The 16,436-nt window shown below is 60.2% G+C and carries 9 protein-coding genes; 8 read left to right on the forward strand and 1 reads right to left on the reverse strand.

Translation table 11 applies throughout. The features are described 5' to 3' along the window. Positions 1-4 precede the first annotated feature (4 nt). From I41_RS18255 to I41_RS18290, 8 genes are all read left to right on the forward strand, one after another. Positions 5-1,285, forward strand: coding sequence for a hypothetical protein (locus I41_RS18255; protein WP_145434338.1), 1,281 nt, complete (start codon positions 5-7; stop codon positions 1,283-1,285). 225 nt (positions 1,286-1,510) lie between these two features. Then, the gene (locus tag I41_RS18260) at positions 1,511-2,674 is read left to right on the forward strand and encodes a cellulase family glycosylhydrolase (RefSeq protein WP_210420994.1); all 1,164 of its coding nucleotides are present in this window, start codon (positions 1,511-1,513) and stop codon (positions 2,672-2,674) included. A 282-nt stretch (positions 2,675-2,956) separates the two neighbouring features. Then, positions 2,957-4,054 carry a sialidase family protein gene (locus tag I41_RS18265; protein WP_145434339.1) on the forward strand — a complete coding sequence of 366 codons (1,098 nt, stop codon included), beginning with the start codon at positions 2,957-2,959 and terminating at the stop codon, positions 4,052-4,054. A 183-nt stretch (positions 4,055-4,237) separates the two neighbouring features. Next, positions 4,238-6,163 (forward strand): PSD1 and planctomycete cytochrome C domain-containing protein, encoded by a 1,926-nt coding sequence (locus I41_RS18270; RefSeq protein ID WP_145434340.1) that lies wholly within the window; start codon positions 4,238-4,240, stop codon positions 6,161-6,163. Between the two features lie 9 nt (positions 6,164-6,172). After that, complete coding sequence (locus tag I41_RS18275; protein WP_145434342.1) at positions 6,173-7,609, forward strand: DUF1501 domain-containing protein; 1,437 nt, start codon at positions 6,173-6,175, stop codon at positions 7,607-7,609. Between the two features lie 214 nt (positions 7,610-7,823). Next, entirely contained in the window at positions 7,824-9,020 is a 1,197-nt protein-coding gene (locus I41_RS18280) for an IS607 family transposase (protein WP_145434343.1), read from the forward strand. Between the two features lie 1,866 nt (positions 9,021-10,886). Beyond that, a complete protein-coding gene (locus I41_RS18285; protein WP_145434344.1) occupies positions 10,887-14,072 on the forward strand; it encodes a PSD1 and planctomycete cytochrome C domain-containing protein in 3,186 nt (1,061 codons plus the stop codon). A gap of 88 nt (positions 14,073-14,160) precedes the next feature. Continuing rightward, positions 14,161-15,603 carry a DUF1501 domain-containing protein gene (locus tag I41_RS18290; RefSeq protein WP_145434346.1) on the forward strand — a complete coding sequence of 481 codons (1,443 nt, stop codon included), beginning with the start codon at positions 14,161-14,163 and terminating at the stop codon, positions 15,601-15,603. Positions 15,604-15,640: 37 nt separating this feature from the next. Here the strand turns inward: I41_RS18290 and I41_RS18295 are convergent, their stop codons facing one another. After that, positions 15,641-16,417: an LssY C-terminal domain-containing protein gene (locus I41_RS18295; RefSeq protein ID WP_145434347.1), complete on the reverse strand. Its 777-nt coding sequence runs from the start codon at positions 16,415-16,417 to the stop codon at positions 15,641-15,643. Positions 16,418-16,436 lie beyond the last annotated feature (19 nt).

Consider the following 16,436-nt stretch of genomic DNA (forward strand, 5'->3'; position numbering starts at 1 on the left):
CGATATGGCTCGCCTTTTCCAATGGATTCGCAACCTGGCCGCTGATCGCCGCGGGCGCCAAAGCGCATGGGCGTCGCGACGTCGGCGTCTGTCGTTTGAACGTTGCGAATCGCGAATCGCGCTGTCGGCCGCCGATGGTCAACTCCGCGAGTTCACGGTCAGCGACCGCGATCTGATGCTGACGAACGATGGCGGGACAATAACCCTGTCGTTTGCCGCGGATGAGTTTGTCAACTGGTCGGCTGTCAGTAATCAGTTCGATGGCATTGCCGTTGGACAATTGGCGACGTTTGCGATTCGCACGGAGCCGTTGACGACGCTCGTCCAGGGATCGTTTGGCGGCGTGACGCGCCAAGTGATTGGCGACTGGGAGTTCGCTCCCGCCGACAAGGCGGCATATCTGGCGATCGGCGGGGCGTTCGATAGCGCCTTTGATAAGTTCGAACCCGCGACGGCGGACGACTACGGCATGTCGCTGAGCGGCCCTGAACTGTCGAGCCCGTCGGTCAACAGCGACCTGTCGGTGATCCCCGCGCCGATGCCGACGCCCACGGAAAAGCCCGGCAATGGACAGGAAAATGAGGGGGGCCAGATTGCTCTGACGCCATTTGTGGCGCCGACCGGCCTGACATTGTCGGACGGCTACGGTTCGTCCAGCATCGCTCGCGCCAAGCACAGCCACGAACAACTGCGCGAAGCGCCAGCCGCGCGCAGTGGCGAACCCGGGCGATTGGAAGGCCTGCGCGGGCGGGCGGTGGTCTACGAAGTGGCCGAAGCGAGTCACCAGCCCTCTGGCTCCGAAGACCATCCAGCCGATGAGCACGCCGCTAATAATGATGAGGCGGTGGCACTGGCGTCGCTGAATGTGTTCGCCCTGGAAGCGGTCGAGCGCGCCGCCCAGCGGACCGCAGTCGCCGCCCCCGCGCTGAGCGAGAACTCGTTCCCGGCCGATTCGTCGGCCCATCCAGACGGCGGACTTGTCGCTGCGACGGCTGTTGATTTGGATCTTCAGGACCTATTTTCGTTGAACGGCGAGGCGATCGAATCCCCGCACTCGACAGGCTCCGCCCATCATCGCGATGAAGCGTTTTCTGACTGGCCCTCGGCCGAGGGGCGGGAGGCGGAAGCTACTGCCTTGTTGTCGCCGCACGGCGATCGAGATCGACGGATGCTGGGCGTCGGCCTCGCCGCGGCGCTCAGCTTTGTGCCGCTGCGAAAGGCGTTGCGCCGGCGCGGCGAACGGGCCGCAGAGCACCAGTTGCCATGGCGTCGGCGCCAGGCTTAAACGGCCGCGGCGCTCGACGCACTTCTAGCCCCCGTAGCTCACGCTTGCGGAGCCCGCGCCTGAGGGCCGCTACAGGGACGTGCCGCGGATCTCAATCTCATTTGAGATCGTGTCCGGAGGCTCTCGGCAAATTTCGATTTCAATGGGTTGCCGCGCAACGGCCGCTCCGCGCACAATCGAATCTGATACTCGTTGATGCTTGTTCACCCCGGCGGAAGCAGTCCGATGAAGTCCGGCAACCTCTACGTTCGATTGAGTGCCCTTGGGTGTCGACGACTCGCCATGACGGCGGCACTGACCGCGACGTTTGTCGCCCAGCTCGTCATTTCCGTCAACGCTGGCGAGCAGTGGTCCGCCGAGAAGGCCAACAAGTGGTACGACGAACAGCCCTGGCTCGTCGGTTGCAACTTCTCGCCGAGCTCTGCGATTAACCAGCTCGAGATGTGGCAATCTGACACGTTCGACGCCGAAACAATCGATCGCGAATTGGGTTGGGCCGCATCGCTGGGCATGAACACGGTGCGGGTATTTCTGCATGACGTGCCATGGCGCGACGAACCCGAAGGTTTTTTCGAGCGCGTCGATCAATTCCTCGAGATCTGCGCGAAGCACAAGATACGCCCGATGATCGTCCTGTTCGATGGCGTGTGGGATCCCGATCCGCAATCGGGACCGCAGCGACGTCCGCGGACCGGCGTCCACAACAGCGGCTGGGTCCAAAGCCCGGGCCGCGTGGTTCTCGCCGACCCCGCGAAGCAGGACGCGCTGCAGGATTATGTGACGGCGGTCGTCAAACGCTACGGCCAAGACGAGCGAGTGCTGGCGTGGGATTTGTTTAACGAGCCCGACAATCCCAACGCCAACAGCTACGGTCCGCTGGAGTTGGAAAACAAGGACGAAGTCGCCGAGCGACTTGTGCGCAAGAGCTTTGAATGGGCGCGGGCGGCAGGCCCCGCGCAGCCGCTAACGGTCGGCGTGTGGCGCGGGCCCGAATGGGACGCGCCTGCCAAGCTGAATCTCGTTCATCAGGCCGCGTTGGAACTGAGCGACGTCGTCTCGTTCCACGACTACAGCGGGCCGGAAGTGCTCAATGGTCGGATCGCACAACTCCGCAAGACGGGCCGGCCGTTGATCTGCACTGAGTTCCTCGCTCGCGGCGCCGGCAGCACGTGGGAAGCGGTATTGCCCATCTTCAAGAAGGAGAAAATCGGCTGCTACTGCTGGGGGCTCGTCGACGGCAAGACGAATACCAAGTACCCATGGCCGACGTGGCAAATGCCCGAACTGGGCGAACCGAAGCCGTGGCACCACGAGATCTTCCACGCCGACGGCAAGCCTTACATTGACGCCGAAGTGAAGTTGATCAAGGGCCTGACCGGAGCCAAGTAGGGGCCGGCATGTAGACGGCAAACGACGCCCCACCTATCCTGCAGGCCGGCGACCGCAAGTGCTGACGCTGGCCTGCCTTTGCGCGTACTGCAATCGGACGAGCCGCGACTTACGAACATTTGGCGTCGTTCGTCGCTGCCAAATGCCGTGGCAGCAGCGGGGACGCGAATGGCGAGTGTGAGCGACGAAATCCGCCAGTTGGCCGGGAGCATTGCTGCACGGTACCTTGGCAACAGCGACCTCGGTTGCCGCTTGACTCATCCACCTCACGAGGCGTTTTCGATGCCGACTTCTTCGCGATTCAACTCGACGGCTGCGTTGGTCCTGTGTTCGCTTCTCGCTGCGCCACTGTGTGGCGCCGATCTTAAAGCTCAGCCCGGCTACGTCAGCTCCGAGTTGATCTACGAAATGGCGCCGTTTCCCTCGTGCCATGCCTCGACGATCGTCGAAACGGGCGACGGGCTCCTCGCCGCTTGGTTCGGCGGAACCGATGAGAAGGAACCAGACGTCGGTATTTGGACGTCGCGGCTGAAGGATGGCCAATGGTCGCCGCCAGTCGAGGTCGCCAACGGCGTCGAGTCGGCAGATGTCCGCTACCCAACGTGGAACCCGGTCCTCTTTCAACCGAAAGCGGGGCCGCTGATGTTGTTTTACAAAGTTGGCCCGAATCCTGACAAATGGTGGGGGATGAAGATGACCTCCACCGACAATGGCCAAACCTGGTCGAAACCCGAACGACTCCCCGACGGCATCCTCGGCCCAATTAAGAACAAACCGGTGCAATTGGCAAACGGCGATATCCTCAGCCCCACAAGCAGCGAGCACGATGGCTGGCAGGTTTACTTCGAATGCTCGACCGACGGCGGCAAGACCTGGACTGCCACGAAGCCAGTAAACGACGGCTACAAGCTCGCCGCCATCCAGCCGAGCATCCTGTTTCATAAAGATGGCCGCCTGCAGGCGATCGGTCGCACGATGAACGACGTGGTGTTTCAGGCTTGGTCGAAAGACGACGGCCGGACCTGGAGCGCCATGACCTCCACCGGTTTGCCGAACCCAGACGCCGGCACCGACGCGGTCACCCTCGCCGACGGCCGGCAGTTGCTGGTCTACAACCACAATTCGGTGCGCGACGATGCGGGTCGCACGCCGCTTAACATCGCCGTTTCTGACGACGGCGAGAATTGGGAGTCGGCGCTCGTCCTCGAAGACGACCCGACGCGTCACTTCTCGTATCCGGCCGTGATCCAAACGGCGGACGGCCTGGTCCATATCACTTACACGTGGAATCGCGAGCGAATCAAGCACGTCGTCGTCGACCCGGCGAAGTTCAAGACGTCGCCGATCACGGCGAAAACGCCGATGTCGGCGACGAAGTGAATGTCCGGCCAATGAAGCGTCGAAGGCGAAGTGCGCGATTCCGCACAGCGGTCGCAGACGGCTAGCTCAAATCTGCGGGGACGCGGTTGGCGTCTTCATGCAGTCGGACGGTTGGTCGGCCCGGCGGTTTGCATTAGGATGGATTGAACACGAACGTTCGGTCCCCATGGCGGTGCGCTCTTCATGACGTCCCCTCGTCCTTCGATTTGGTTGTGGTTGTCGGCGATTCTCTGTTGCGGTGCGACGTTCGCTTCGCGCGCCGGCGCGGCGGAAGTCGATTTCGCTCACGACGTGATCCCGCTGCTGCAGAAACATTGCGCCGGCTGCCACTCGAACGGCACCTACAAAGGCGGCATGTCGATCGATACCCGCGAGACGCTGCTCGAGACGGGCGTCGTCGAACCGGGCGACAGCGCGGCGAGCTATCTGATCGATCTCGTTACGAGCGACGATCCGAAGCTGCAAATGCCTCCTAAGGGAGATCGGCTCAGCAAGGAGGAAGTCGACACGCTCCGCCGCTGGATCGACGCCGATCTGCCGTGGGAGGCGGGTTATTCGTTCAAGGCCGAAACCTATCGGGCTCCGCTGAAGCCCCGCCGCCCCGTACTGCCCGCTGCGGAACCGGACGTCGACAATCCGCTCGATCAGATCATCTTCCACTACTGGAAAGAGCACGGCGTCGAGCCGCCAAAGCCGATCAGCGACGCCGCGTTCTATCGTCGGGCAAGCCTCGATCTGGTCGGTTTGCTGCCCAGCGCTGACGAAGTTGACGCGTTCGTTTCCGATCAGTCGACGGATAAGCGGAGCGCGTTGGTACGACGGCTGCTCGACAATCAGGTTGCGTACACCGACCACTGGATCACCTTCTGGAACGACCTGCTCCGCAACGATTACGCCGGCACTGGTTTCATTGACGGCGGCCGTGCCCAGATAACGGGCTGGCTCTACGACGCACTGCTGAAAAACAAACCTTACGACGTGTTCGTGCGCGAGTTGATTTCCCCGACGCCTGCGTCCGAGGGGTTCGCGAAGGGAATTATTTGGCGCGGCCAGGTCAACGCCAGCCAGCGGCCTGAACTGCAGTTTTCGCAGAACGTTGGGCAAGTCTTTCTCGGCGTCAACCTGAAGTGCGCCTCGTGCCATGACAGTTTTGTCGATGATTGGAAGCTGACCGACGCCTACGGCCTCGCGGCGATCACCAGCAATGAACAGCTTGAAATTCATCGGTGCGACAAGCCAACCGGCGAAATAGCGAAGGCCTATTTTCTGTTTCCTGAACTCGGAACCGTCGATGCCGCCGCGCCGCGCGAGGAGCGGCTCAAGCAACTCGCCGCCATCATGACGTCGCCCGAAAACGGCCGACTCACGCGCACGGTTACGAACCGCCTGTGGCATCGGCTGATGGGCCGGGGCATCGTCCATCCGGTCGACGCGATGGGCTCCCGTCCCTGGAACGAAAACCTGCTTGATCAATTGGCTGTTCATCTGGCTGACTCGGGATATGACCTCAAGAAAACTCTTGAATTGATTGCCACCTCGCAAGTCTATGGGCTTGCAAGTTCGCCTTGGGATGAATCGGCCCCCGTGGAGGATTTCGTCTTCGCAGGTCCCTCGCCGAAGCGGATGACGGCGGAGCAATTCGTCGACGCCCTGGCCGCCATCACGGGGACAGCGCCGGAGCAGACAGAGAACGACGAGCTATTCGTCCAATCGATCAAGTCTCTCGCCGGGGGAACGGCACGGCCATTCGTGCGTGCGGCGCTGGTGCAGTCGACGCCGCTGATGCGAACGCTAGGCAGGCCGAACCGCGAGCAGGTAGTAACCACTCGCCCTGGCGAGGTGACGACGCTGGAAGCATTGGAGTTGAGCAACGGCGAGCCACTGTCGGACTTGCTCGCCGCCAGCGGGCAGAAGCTTGCCGCGAATCTGGGCGATCTGTCGCCGAGCGAGATCAGCCGCACGCTGGTTCGAGCGGCTCTGTCGCGAGAGCCGACGGACGAGGAGCAAGCTCTGTTGATCGAAGCAATCGGCGATTCGCCGACGCCCGAAAGCCTAGCCGATGCGTTGTGGTGCATTGTGATGCTGCCTGAATTTCAACTCGTGCGATAATTACGAGATATGAACCAGAAACAACTGACTCGCCGTCGTTTTCTTCAGGCCACTTCCGCCGCCGCGGTGGCGACGATGGGGATGTCGGCCCCGCGACTGGCCCTTGGCTCTGCGCGCGAACCGCTGGTCCAGCCGACGCCAAAGGCTGACGCCTGCATTCTGCTCTGGATGGCGGGCGGCATGGCGGCGCCTGATACGTTCGATCCGAAGGCGTATCTGCCGTTCGAGAAGGGACTCCCGGTCGAACGGGTGATGAGCACTTTCCCGGCAATCGACACGGCGGTCGACAATATCAAGATCACCGCGGGGCTGGAGAACATCGCCCAGGTGATGGACCGCGGCACGCTGATCCGCTCGCACGTTCAGCCCGACCTCGGCCATATCCTTCACAGCCGCCACCAGTACCATTGGCATACCGGGTACGTCCCGCCGCAGACGGTCGCCGCGCCGCACATCGGGGCGTGGATGTCGCGGGTGCTGGGGCCGAGCAATCCGGTGATGCCGGCGTTCATCGACATTGGCCAGCGGCTGGAAGGAGTCGGCGAGAAGGAAGAGTTGAAAGCGTTCCATACCGCCGGATTCTTCGGCGGCGAGTTTGGGCCGTTTCTGCTGCCGTACCCACAGGACGCCGTGGGGGCCGTTCGCCCGCCGAAGGGGATGACGCCCGACCGGTTTGAATCGCGTTACAAGCGTTTTCGGGACCTCGTTCAGCACGGTCCGTTGGGGCAGCATGGCAGCGACCACCAGCAAGAGTCGATGATCCGGGCCATGGAGAACGCTCATCGGCTACTTAGTTCGCCCGATCGTGCCGCGTTCGACATCTCCGACGAGCCGAAGGAGAGCTACGACAAGTACAACACGGGCCGCTTTGGCCTGGGGTGCCTCCTCGCCCGCCGGCTGGTGGAATCGGGCGCCCGCTTCATCGAAGTGACTACCGAGTACGTCCCGTTCGAAGGCTGGGACACGCACGAGGAAGGACACTCGCGGCTGGAGAAGATGAAGCAGCAGATCGACCGGCCGATCGCCCAGCTGATTCTCGATCTCGAACAGCGCGGGATGCTTGACCGGACGCTGGTGATCCTGGCCAGCGAGTTCAGCCGCGACATGATGATCGAGGGAGTCCCCGGCAGCACGGCGAAGGACCAATCGCGGGCGGCGAGCGACACGCTCGAACTGCCGGCCCACTATGGCCTCCACCGGCACTTCACCGGCGGCAGCAGCGTACTGATGTTTGGCGGCGGCGTGAAGAAGGGCTTCCTCTACGGCGAAACGGCGGCCGAGCGTCCCTGCCTGGCGATCAAGGATCCGATCTCGGTGACCGATCTCCACGCGACGATCTTCCACGCGATGGGCGTGTCGCCGAAGACGGAGTTCACGATCGAGAAGCGGCCGTTCTACGCCACCGAAGATGGAAAAGGACGCGTCGTCGAGGAACTGTTCGCGTAAGTCGGCCGCCGCGATTGGATGTTTTTTTGCTTCGCTGCCATCTCTCAATTGAAAAGTCTAAGGAATCTACAATCGCCTAGGAAAATAGGGGCAAAATCAATGGCGCTCGTTGAATGAGGGCGCTAGTATGTAGCCAGTAAAAGAAACGACCCCCAGAAGCCTTGCCGGGCAACTGAGGGTCTAACCACTCCCTAGCTTCTGAGGAGCTTAGGCCATGGCTACTGCTACTTTATCGCGCCCGCAATCCGCCCGCACTATCACCCCAAGAGACCTTATCAGCGTAGGCAAAGCTGCTGCAATTCTTGGGGTTTCTACTCAGACAATCCGCGACATGCTTTCTAGAGGCGAACTAGAGGGGTTCACGCTGACCTCTGGCCATAGGCGGTTGAGTCGCAGAACCGTTCTAGCTGCTGGGGGATTCGATACCGGTGAAGACATAGAAAGAGAAAAAGTCATTGTTTATTGCCGCGTTTCAACCCATCGCCAATCATCCGAGAAAAAGACGGGCGATAGTGACTTAGGCAGGCAGATAAAGCGATTGGAGAAAGTAGCCCGCGAAAAGTATCCAGACCGCGAACTTATCACCATCAAAGACATTGGTTCTGGAATGAACTTTGAAAAGCCCGGTTTGGATAGGTTGATAAGCGGGCTTCTGAGTGGGGAATTTAGGGATGCAAAGCTTCTAGTGGAACACAAAGACAGACTCGCTAGATGGGCAGTTCCTATCATTGAAAAGATTGCGGAACATGCCGGGGTAGAAATTGAATATGTGGAGCAATCCGAATTGGGCGACGAGGAAATGTTAGTAGCCGATTTATTAGCAATAACGACCATCTTCAGCGCCAAACTCTACTCTTCTAGAGGTTCAGAGCGCCGCCGAAAGAAGCTCAGTCCGGAATTCGTGAACCGGGCTACCCAATTGCTTAATGATGGTCTGACGCTCGCAGGAGTATCAAAACAGCTTGAGCTTGAAGGGTTCAGGGATGAGAAAGGGGAAGCGGTTGGCCATAACGTCATTAACTGTCAGATTGCTCAACCACTGAACAAGCTGCAAAGAATTATCCCCGGTAAAGAAACGCCAGTTCAGAGATACATTCGCGAGAACACAGAGGAAAAGCCTCTGAACTATAGAGTGAAGACGACTGATTTATACGCGGACTATGTGCAGTGGTGCAAACGTGAAAAGGTGACTCCCGTTTCAAAATACCGCCTCACGTCGAATCTGCCCAATAAGGTATCGCGTGTTGGATACTTGAAGGGCATTATTGTGAAGGGCAAGAACCTACATACAACAGTGAAGGTGGTCAAAGAGAATGCCCGCACAACATACACAAATGAAATGCTTAAGAAGTTCTGTGAACAACACGGGCTATCGTTCAGTCATGCTCGACAGAAAATGCAAATTCGTTGAAGAGGTGTAATAAGAATTGAGTTTTTGGAAAAGTTCTACCCTCGCTTGTCGAAAGATGAGCGGGGGTTTTTTATTGAACTTGAGGAGTGAAGACAAATAGAAGATGAAAGAGTTATTATTGTGGGGCGACTCCCCGAAAAAGTCACAGTAAAGACCGGAGGAATTCCCGCTTCCGTGTATACTAACAGTGCCGACGAATCCCGCTTAGGCAAAAACAACCACGAACGAAGCCTCGCAAGTAATCCTTGTGGGGCTTCAGTCGTTTAGGCCCCAAAAAAAGAACCGTCCAAATAGGTCAATTGGGGTATATTAAGACAGAGAGCTATAGACTGGTAGTCTGGACGCTCGAAAAGTGGGATTTAATTCGATAATCCCATCGCGGGTTCGGTTGAAGACTTGCTATTCAGTTAGCGTAACGCCCTCAGTCATTGAACTGTAAAAAGGCTCTTGAGCGGATTGTCGCTCGTGGCGATGGATTAACGAACGGCGGGGAAACCCTTCCGACAGTAAAGCCATATATCGCTGCCGTTGACTGTCCACGCTTCAACCCAAGTTGATAACCCGAAAAGCGGTCTGACGAACCGACCAGCGCTAGTAGGTGAATCTGACAAGATAAAAACTACGGATGTTCTGTGCCCTTGAGCGCCGTAGTGGGGAGCATGAATTCACTACTTAGCGGACTTAGAGGCCAACACGCCCCTATCGTTGAGAATTAAAGAACACTCACCTAAGACAACCGACTCTGGGAGCCTCAATACTCCCCGAAAAGAAGGGCGTCGATATGCACTGAGGACAAAGAGCGGCAGGGGACGCATATGCCCTATAAGTCTTGAAGCAATCTAATCGCGACTGCGGCAACAACAAACAGCACCAGACACAAGACGAAAAGCACAATCTTTGAGATTGCCCATACTGCAACTTCCTTCCAATCGTCACCAATTAGGGCACGAAGCGCGACAAGTGGTCCGGCCCAAATGGCAACCAATAGAACATATTCCATCAGAGAATTAGATGGGCGCTGAAAACTGATGAGCGCGAACAGCCAAAGGCAAATCCAGAAAGTTGTTATCAGTAAATTGCGGATTGCGAATCGTGGATGTTCCATCTGCCCGGCAACTCAATACCGTTCTGCGTGTAATTAGAAACGCCCACTTCGGGAAAAAACGCTTTCTACAACAGGGGGCGGGGTTCTTAATTGGGCTTCGCCCGCTGTCGTTTATAGGCTCTGACAGCCCTCTCGCGCCCCTCTGGCGTTCTTACCCCTCTGATTCCAGACCATGGGGATAAACCGTCTACAGACTCCCTTAAGGGCTTCCACGCTGTGACCTTGCCCCAGCCCCAAAACCATAACTCTTCACCTTCCATAGCTGAAAAAAAACCACAGTGTCCAGCGCCAAAAACACCGGGAAATCAGGAGTCTGTAAAAAACATCTAAGTGTTTCTCTCGCGAATCGTGTATTCAATTGTGGCGTTGTAAGTCGGTCGCTCAGCACAACTTGAGATTATTGAGAAATCTGCCAGATGCCAGTTTAATTTGGCAGACATCGCAAGTGCGATGTCTGCTTCGCCTTGCGAGGGCTTCGGCAACTCTTAGATGCCAATGACCTCTGCCAATGAGCACTGATCGGAAGATCACTTTTTTCGCGAGTCCTCCGAGATCACCGAGATCACCGTCTCTACCAATTCTCGTAACTGGTGATCTCGATCAATGCGTCGCTGGCATTGCGATACGCCAGTCTCCGAAGATCGCGTAACCTAAATCTCCAGTGAGAGTTGCGCGTTTCGCCGGCTATCTTATTCCTCTCGCTCAACTATATTAGTGGCAGCGCCTCGTCATGCTCTCGCCTCGCGCCGTGAGACGCCGTCATGCTCTTGTCTGCTCATCACTTTTTACGACCGCTCGTGTTGGCGGCGACGTCGTCGCTGCTAGTACTGCCGGTGGGCGGCGTCGGCGCCACCGAGAGGCTAGACTACAGCCGCGACGTGCGGCCGATCCTGGCGGCGAACTGCTTTCACTGCCACGGTCAGGATGCCTCGCATCGAGAGGCCGACTTGCGCCTCGACGTACGGGAGGCGCCGGCAGGCGAGGAAGCACATGGCGCCGCTCAGGTCGTTACACCCGGGGAGCCCGCGGAGAGCGAACTAGTCGCCCGCATTATCAGCGACGATGAGTCGCTGCGGATGCCACCGGCCGATTCAGGGAAGGAACTTAAGGCCTCCGAGATCGAAACGCTTCGCCGCTGGGTGGAAGAGGGGGCCGAGTACCAGACGCACTGGGCGTTCGTGACGCCGGTGCGACCGACGCCGCCGACGGTCAGCGATCCGTCGTGGGTGAAGAATCCAATCGACGCCTTCGTGCTCGCGCGGCTCGATCGCGAACAACTCAAGCCATCACCCGTCGCAACGCCGCAAACGCTGCTGCGGCGGATGTCGCTCGATCTTACAGGCTTGCCGCCGACGCTGGAGGAACTTGCGGCGTTTGAGGCAGACTTGAAGGCGAGCGATTCGATCGTCGGCAAGTCGTCGGCCGACGCGGCGAGCGGGGCGCAGACGTCGATCCTCGCCAAGCAAGTCGACCGGCTGCTCGCGTCGCCCCACTATGGCGAACGTTGGGCTCGCCTCTGGCTCGACGCCGCCCGATACGCAGATTCCGATGGCTTTGAGAAGGACAAGCCGCGGTTCGTCTGGATGTACCGCGACTGGGTGATCGACGCCTTCAACGCCGACAAGCCGTACAACGAATTCGTCATCGAGCAGATCGCCGGCGACCTGTTGCCCAATGCGACGCAAGATCAGCGCGTCGCCACCGGGTACCTGCGGAACTCGATGATCAACGAAGAGGGAGGGATCGACCCCGAACAATTCAGGATGGAGGCGATGTTCGATCGGGTCGACGCCATCGGCAAAGGGGTGCTCGGGCTGACGGTGCAGTGCGCGCAGTGCCACACGCACAAGTACGATCCGATCACGCAGACTGATTATTACCGGCTGTTCGCGTTTCTGAATAATTGCGACGAAGCCCAGATGTCGGCGTACACCGATGAGGAACTCGCGCAATGGAGTGCGACGAGGGCGTTGATCGATCGCCTGGAGGAGGAGCTGAAGGCCGCGGCGCCCGAATGGCGTCAGCGGATGGCGGCGTGGGAGAAGACGGTGACCGACAGCTCCGGCCAGTGGACGACGGTGCGTCCGGAGCTTGACGCCAGCGGCGGCCAGAAGCATTACCTGCTGGCGGATGGCTCGGTGCTGGCCGCCGGATACGCGCCGACGAAGCATTCGACCGAGTTCACGGTAACGCTGGCGGCCGACGCGAAGATCACGGCGGTGCGGCTGGAGTTGCTGAACGATCCGAATTTACCGCACGGCGGTCCGGGACGTTCGCTGGATGGGCTGTTCGGCCTGTCCGAAATGGAAGTATCGGCTGCGACGGCGGAGAAGCCGACGGAGAGTGCAAAACTGAAGATCGTCAGCGCCACGGCGGATGTGAATCCTCCTGGCCGGCCGCTTGATCCGGCGTATGACGACCAGAGTAACGAAAGACGGGTCACTGGTCCGATCGACTATGCGATTGACGGCAATCATCTCACCGCCTGGAGCGCTGACATCGGTCCCGGTCGCAGCAACGTGCCGCATCAGGCGGTGTTCGTCTTGGAGAAGCCGCTGGAAGCGAAGGCAGGCGCCAAGCTGACGTTCACGCTCGCGCAAAACCACGGGGGCTGGAACAGCGACGACAATCAGAACAACAACCTGGGGCGCTTCCGATTTTCAGTAACGGATGCGGAGAAGGCGGCCGCGGATCCGATCCCCGCGGCGGTACGCAAGATCGTGACGATTCCCGCTGGCGAGCGGAGTGCAGCGCAAGAGGCGGAGCTGTTCAGTTACTGGCGGACGACGGTGCCTGATTGGGCCGAGATGAATCGCCGGCTCGACGCGCTGTGGCTGAGCCATCCGCGCGGAACAACGCAGTTGGTGCTCTCGGAGAGGACCGAGCGGCGGCCGACGCATCGGCTCGAACGGGGCAACTTCCTGGCCCCGGCCGAAGAGGTGACTCCGGGCGTGCCGTCGTTCCTCCACCCGCTGACGAGCGCGAATCCGACCCGGCTCGATGTTGCCCGATGGCTCGTCGACGAACGCTCGCCGACGGCGGCGCGGGCGGCGGTGAACCGCATTTGGCTTGCGTATTTTGGGACTGGTCTGGTCGGCACGCCCGAGGATTTGGGAACGCAAGGCGACCTGCCGACGCATCCTGAGCTGCTCGATTGGCTCGCCGTCGAATTCATGGAGCATGGTTGGAGCCAGAAGCACCTGCATCGGTTGATCGTCGGCTCGGCGACGTACCAGCAGTCGGCGGCAGCCTCGCCGCAGCTCCTTGCCCAAGACCCGGCGAACCGCCTCCTCGCGCGCGGCGCCCGTTACCGCGTCGACGCCGAGATGGTACGCGACGTGTCGCTGGCGGTGAGCGGCTTGCTGACGGAGAAAATTGGCGGGCCGAGCGTCTACCCGCCGGCGCCGGAGTTTCTGTTTCAGCCCCCCACCAGCTACGGGCCGAAGGTGTGGGCTTACGACACGGATGCGGACAAGTATCGCCGCGGGCTCTACACGTTCCGCTACCGGAGCGTGCCGTATCCAGCGTTTGAAAGCTTCGATGCGCCGCGCGGGGACGTGGCCTGCGTGCGCCGGCCGCGCTCGAACACCCCGTTGCAAGCCCTGACGACGCTGAACGAGTCGCTGTACCTGGAGTGTGCACGCGAGCTGGCCCGCCGCATCGTTTCCGACGGGGGGACAAGCGACGACGCGCGGCTGGGATACGCGGTGCGGCGCTGCTTGTCGCGCGATCCCAGTGCGGCTGAGATCGCGACGCTTGGTGCGTTCCTGAAGGATCAACGGGCGCGGTTTGCCGTGGAAGGGGCCGATCCCTGGCTCTTGCTGACGACCGACGACAGCGGACGAAACCAAACGCTGCCAGCCGGCGCCAGTGCACCGGACCTGGCGGCGTGGACGGCGCTGGCTCGCGTGGTGCTGAATTTGGATGAAACGATTACTAAAGAGTAAAGGATGTCCGTTGTCAGTGGTCCGTGGTCAGTTGCCGTGTTTGTCTTTAGCAACTGACGACTGACGACTGACAACTGACGAATTCCGAATGAACTGCCAGAATCATCTCTATCAAGGCGTTCCTCCGCGCGAGTTGGCTCGCCGCTGGTTCCTCAAGGAATGCGGCGTTGGGTTGGGCGCAGTGGCGCTGAGCCAGCTGCTGGGGAGCAGCGTCGCGCGCGCGGCGGCCGATCCGCTCGCGGCGAAGCAGGCGCATGCGGCAGCGAAGGCGAAGAACGTCATCCTTCTGTTCATGGCCGGCGCGCCGAGCCACTTGGAGTTGTTTGACAACAAACCGCAACTGGCGAAGTTCGACGGGACGCTGCCGCCAGCGGAACTGCTCGCAGGGTATCGGGCAGCGTTTATCAATCCGAACTCGACGTTGATGGGGCCGAAGTTCAAGTTCGCCCGGCATGGTCAATCAGGAAATGAATTATCGGAACTACTGCCTCAACTGGCGACAGTCGCCGACGATCTGGCGATCGTCAAATCGATGTCGACGGATGCGTTTAACCATGCACCCGCTCAGATCCTGATGAGCACCGGCAGTCAGCAGTTCGGCAAGCCGTCGATCGGGTCGTGGACGCTCTACGGATTGGGGAGCGAATCGCAAAATCTTCCCGGCTTTGTCGTCTTCAGTACGGGCAGCAAGGGCCCCAGCGGCGGCAGCGCGAACTGGGGAAGCGGCTACTTGCCGACGGTCCATCAAGGAGTGCAGCTGCGGACGAGCGGGGACCCGGTGCTGTATCTTTCCAATCCGCGCGGCGTCGACGCCCGGCTACAGCGAGATTCGCTCGACGCGATCAACGAGTTGAATCGGCAGCATCTCGACCAGATCGGCGATCCTGAAATCGCGACACGGATCAATTCGTTCGAGATGGCGTACCGCATGCAGGCGAGTGCGCCGGAGGCGATGGACCTGGCCGACGAGCCGGAACACATCCTCAAGATGTACGGCGCCGAGCCGGGCAAGCCATCGTTCGCCAATACATGCCTGCTAGCGCGGCGGCTCGTGGAGCGCGGCGTCCGCTTCGTGGAAATCTTTCACGAAGCGTGGGACCAGCATGGGTATCTGGTGCCGGATCTAAAGCGCAATTGCGAAGCGACCGACCGGCCAAGTGCCGCCCTGATCAGGGACCTAAAGCAGCGGGGACTGCTAGACGAGACGCTGGTGATTTGGGGGGGCGAATTCGGCCGCACCCCGATGGTGCAGGGCAATCCCCGCGACGACGGGGCCGGCCGCGACCATCACCCCAACGCCTTCACGATGCTGCTGGCCGGCGGCGGCATCAAGCCGGGAGTGACGCTCGGGGAGAGCGACGACTTCGGGTTCAACGTCACCAAGGACAAGGTGCATGTGCGCGATCTGCACGCGACAATTCTGCATCAGTTGGGGCTCGATCATTCGCGGCTGACTTACAAATTCCAGGGACTTGAGCAGAAGCTGACCGGCGTCGAGCCGGCGCGGGTCGTCAGCGAGATTATTGCTTAGCGGGCATACCGTGCGGAAATACAGGCGAACTGACCCGCTATTCGTGGATGAGCACGCCGACGTAGAGATTGCCGTCGGTGTGCCACTCGTCGCCGCCGCCGTTGCGGCCTGAGAGCGTCTTGTGGAAGTGCTCGACGATGTATTCGTCGCTCAGCACGCCGGCTTCGTTCAGGTCGACGAAGAGCGTATCGCGCTCCTGGTCGACGTTGCCGTCGATGTGGTGAGTGATTTGCCCCGTGCGGTGGCTAAGCCCAACTCCCTTGTCGAACGCCGCCGAGCCGATCCATACGGGCCGACCGTCGGGATCAATCTTGTCGGTCTTCCAAAAGCGCACATGGTGCCGCTGCCGCGGATCGTCGCCGACCTGCTTCTCGAACGCCAGGTCCTCCTTGCGACCGAACAGATAAAGGCTGCTAACCGGCGCCTGATCGTCGGGCCGCTTGAGCACGGTCGCCTCGGCGATCTTCAAATCGGTGCTGAGGGAGAGCGGCTTCGCTTCGAGCCACTGGGCCGCTGCCAGGCCCTTGATGAGGTCGTTTTCGGTCCCGATCAGGCTGACGTTGAGGGGGTCGCCCGGCACGTTGTCGGCGGCGCGAGTGACGTTCGGCAGATCGTTGAGCGCAGGATGCCGTGATTCAGCCACTTTCCAGACGAGGGGGAGCAGCAGGTAGGCGAGGCCGAGCCAACCGAGCAGCAACAGCAAAAACCAGCCTGCCATGCGTCTTCTCAGTCGGCGACGGTGGGGAGCGGCGGGGTCAATCGACGTCCCGCGGGCGTCGCTCAGTGAAACAATGTCGGGAGGAGTATGCTCCATACAGATTTTCGATGCAATT

It is taken from the genome of Lacipirellula limnantheis (assembly GCF_007746075.1).
Lineage (GTDB): Bacteria > Planctomycetota > Planctomycetia > Pirellulales > Lacipirellulaceae > Lacipirellula > Lacipirellula limnantheis.

Coding starts and splice junctions, on each gene's coding strand:
- I41_RS18255 (WP_145434338.1), top strand. CDS start 5: ATGGCTCGCCTTTTCCAATGGATTCGCAACCTGGCCGCTGATCGCCGC.
- I41_RS18290 (WP_145434346.1), top strand. CDS start 14,161: ATGAACTGCCAGAATCATCTCTATCAAGGCGTTCCTCCGCGCGAGTTG.
- I41_RS18280 (WP_145434343.1), top strand. CDS start 7,824: ATGGCTACTGCTACTTTATCGCGCCCGCAATCCGCCCGCACTATCACC.
- I41_RS18295 (WP_145434347.1), bottom strand. CDS start 16,417: ATGGAGCATACTCCTCCCGACATTGTTTCACTGAGCGACGCCCGCGGG.
- I41_RS18265 (WP_145434339.1), top strand. CDS start 2,957: ATGCCGACTTCTTCGCGATTCAACTCGACGGCTGCGTTGGTCCTGTGT.
- I41_RS18285 (WP_145434344.1), top strand. CDS start 10,887: ATGCTCTTGTCTGCTCATCACTTTTTACGACCGCTCGTGTTGGCGGCG.
- I41_RS18275 (WP_145434342.1), top strand. CDS start 6,173: ATGAACCAGAAACAACTGACTCGCCGTCGTTTTCTTCAGGCCACTTCC.
- I41_RS18260 (WP_210420994.1), top strand. CDS start 1,511: ATGAAGTCCGGCAACCTCTACGTTCGATTGAGTGCCCTTGGGTGTCGA.
- I41_RS18270 (WP_145434340.1), top strand. CDS start 4,238: ATGACGTCCCCTCGTCCTTCGATTTGGTTGTGGTTGTCGGCGATTCTC.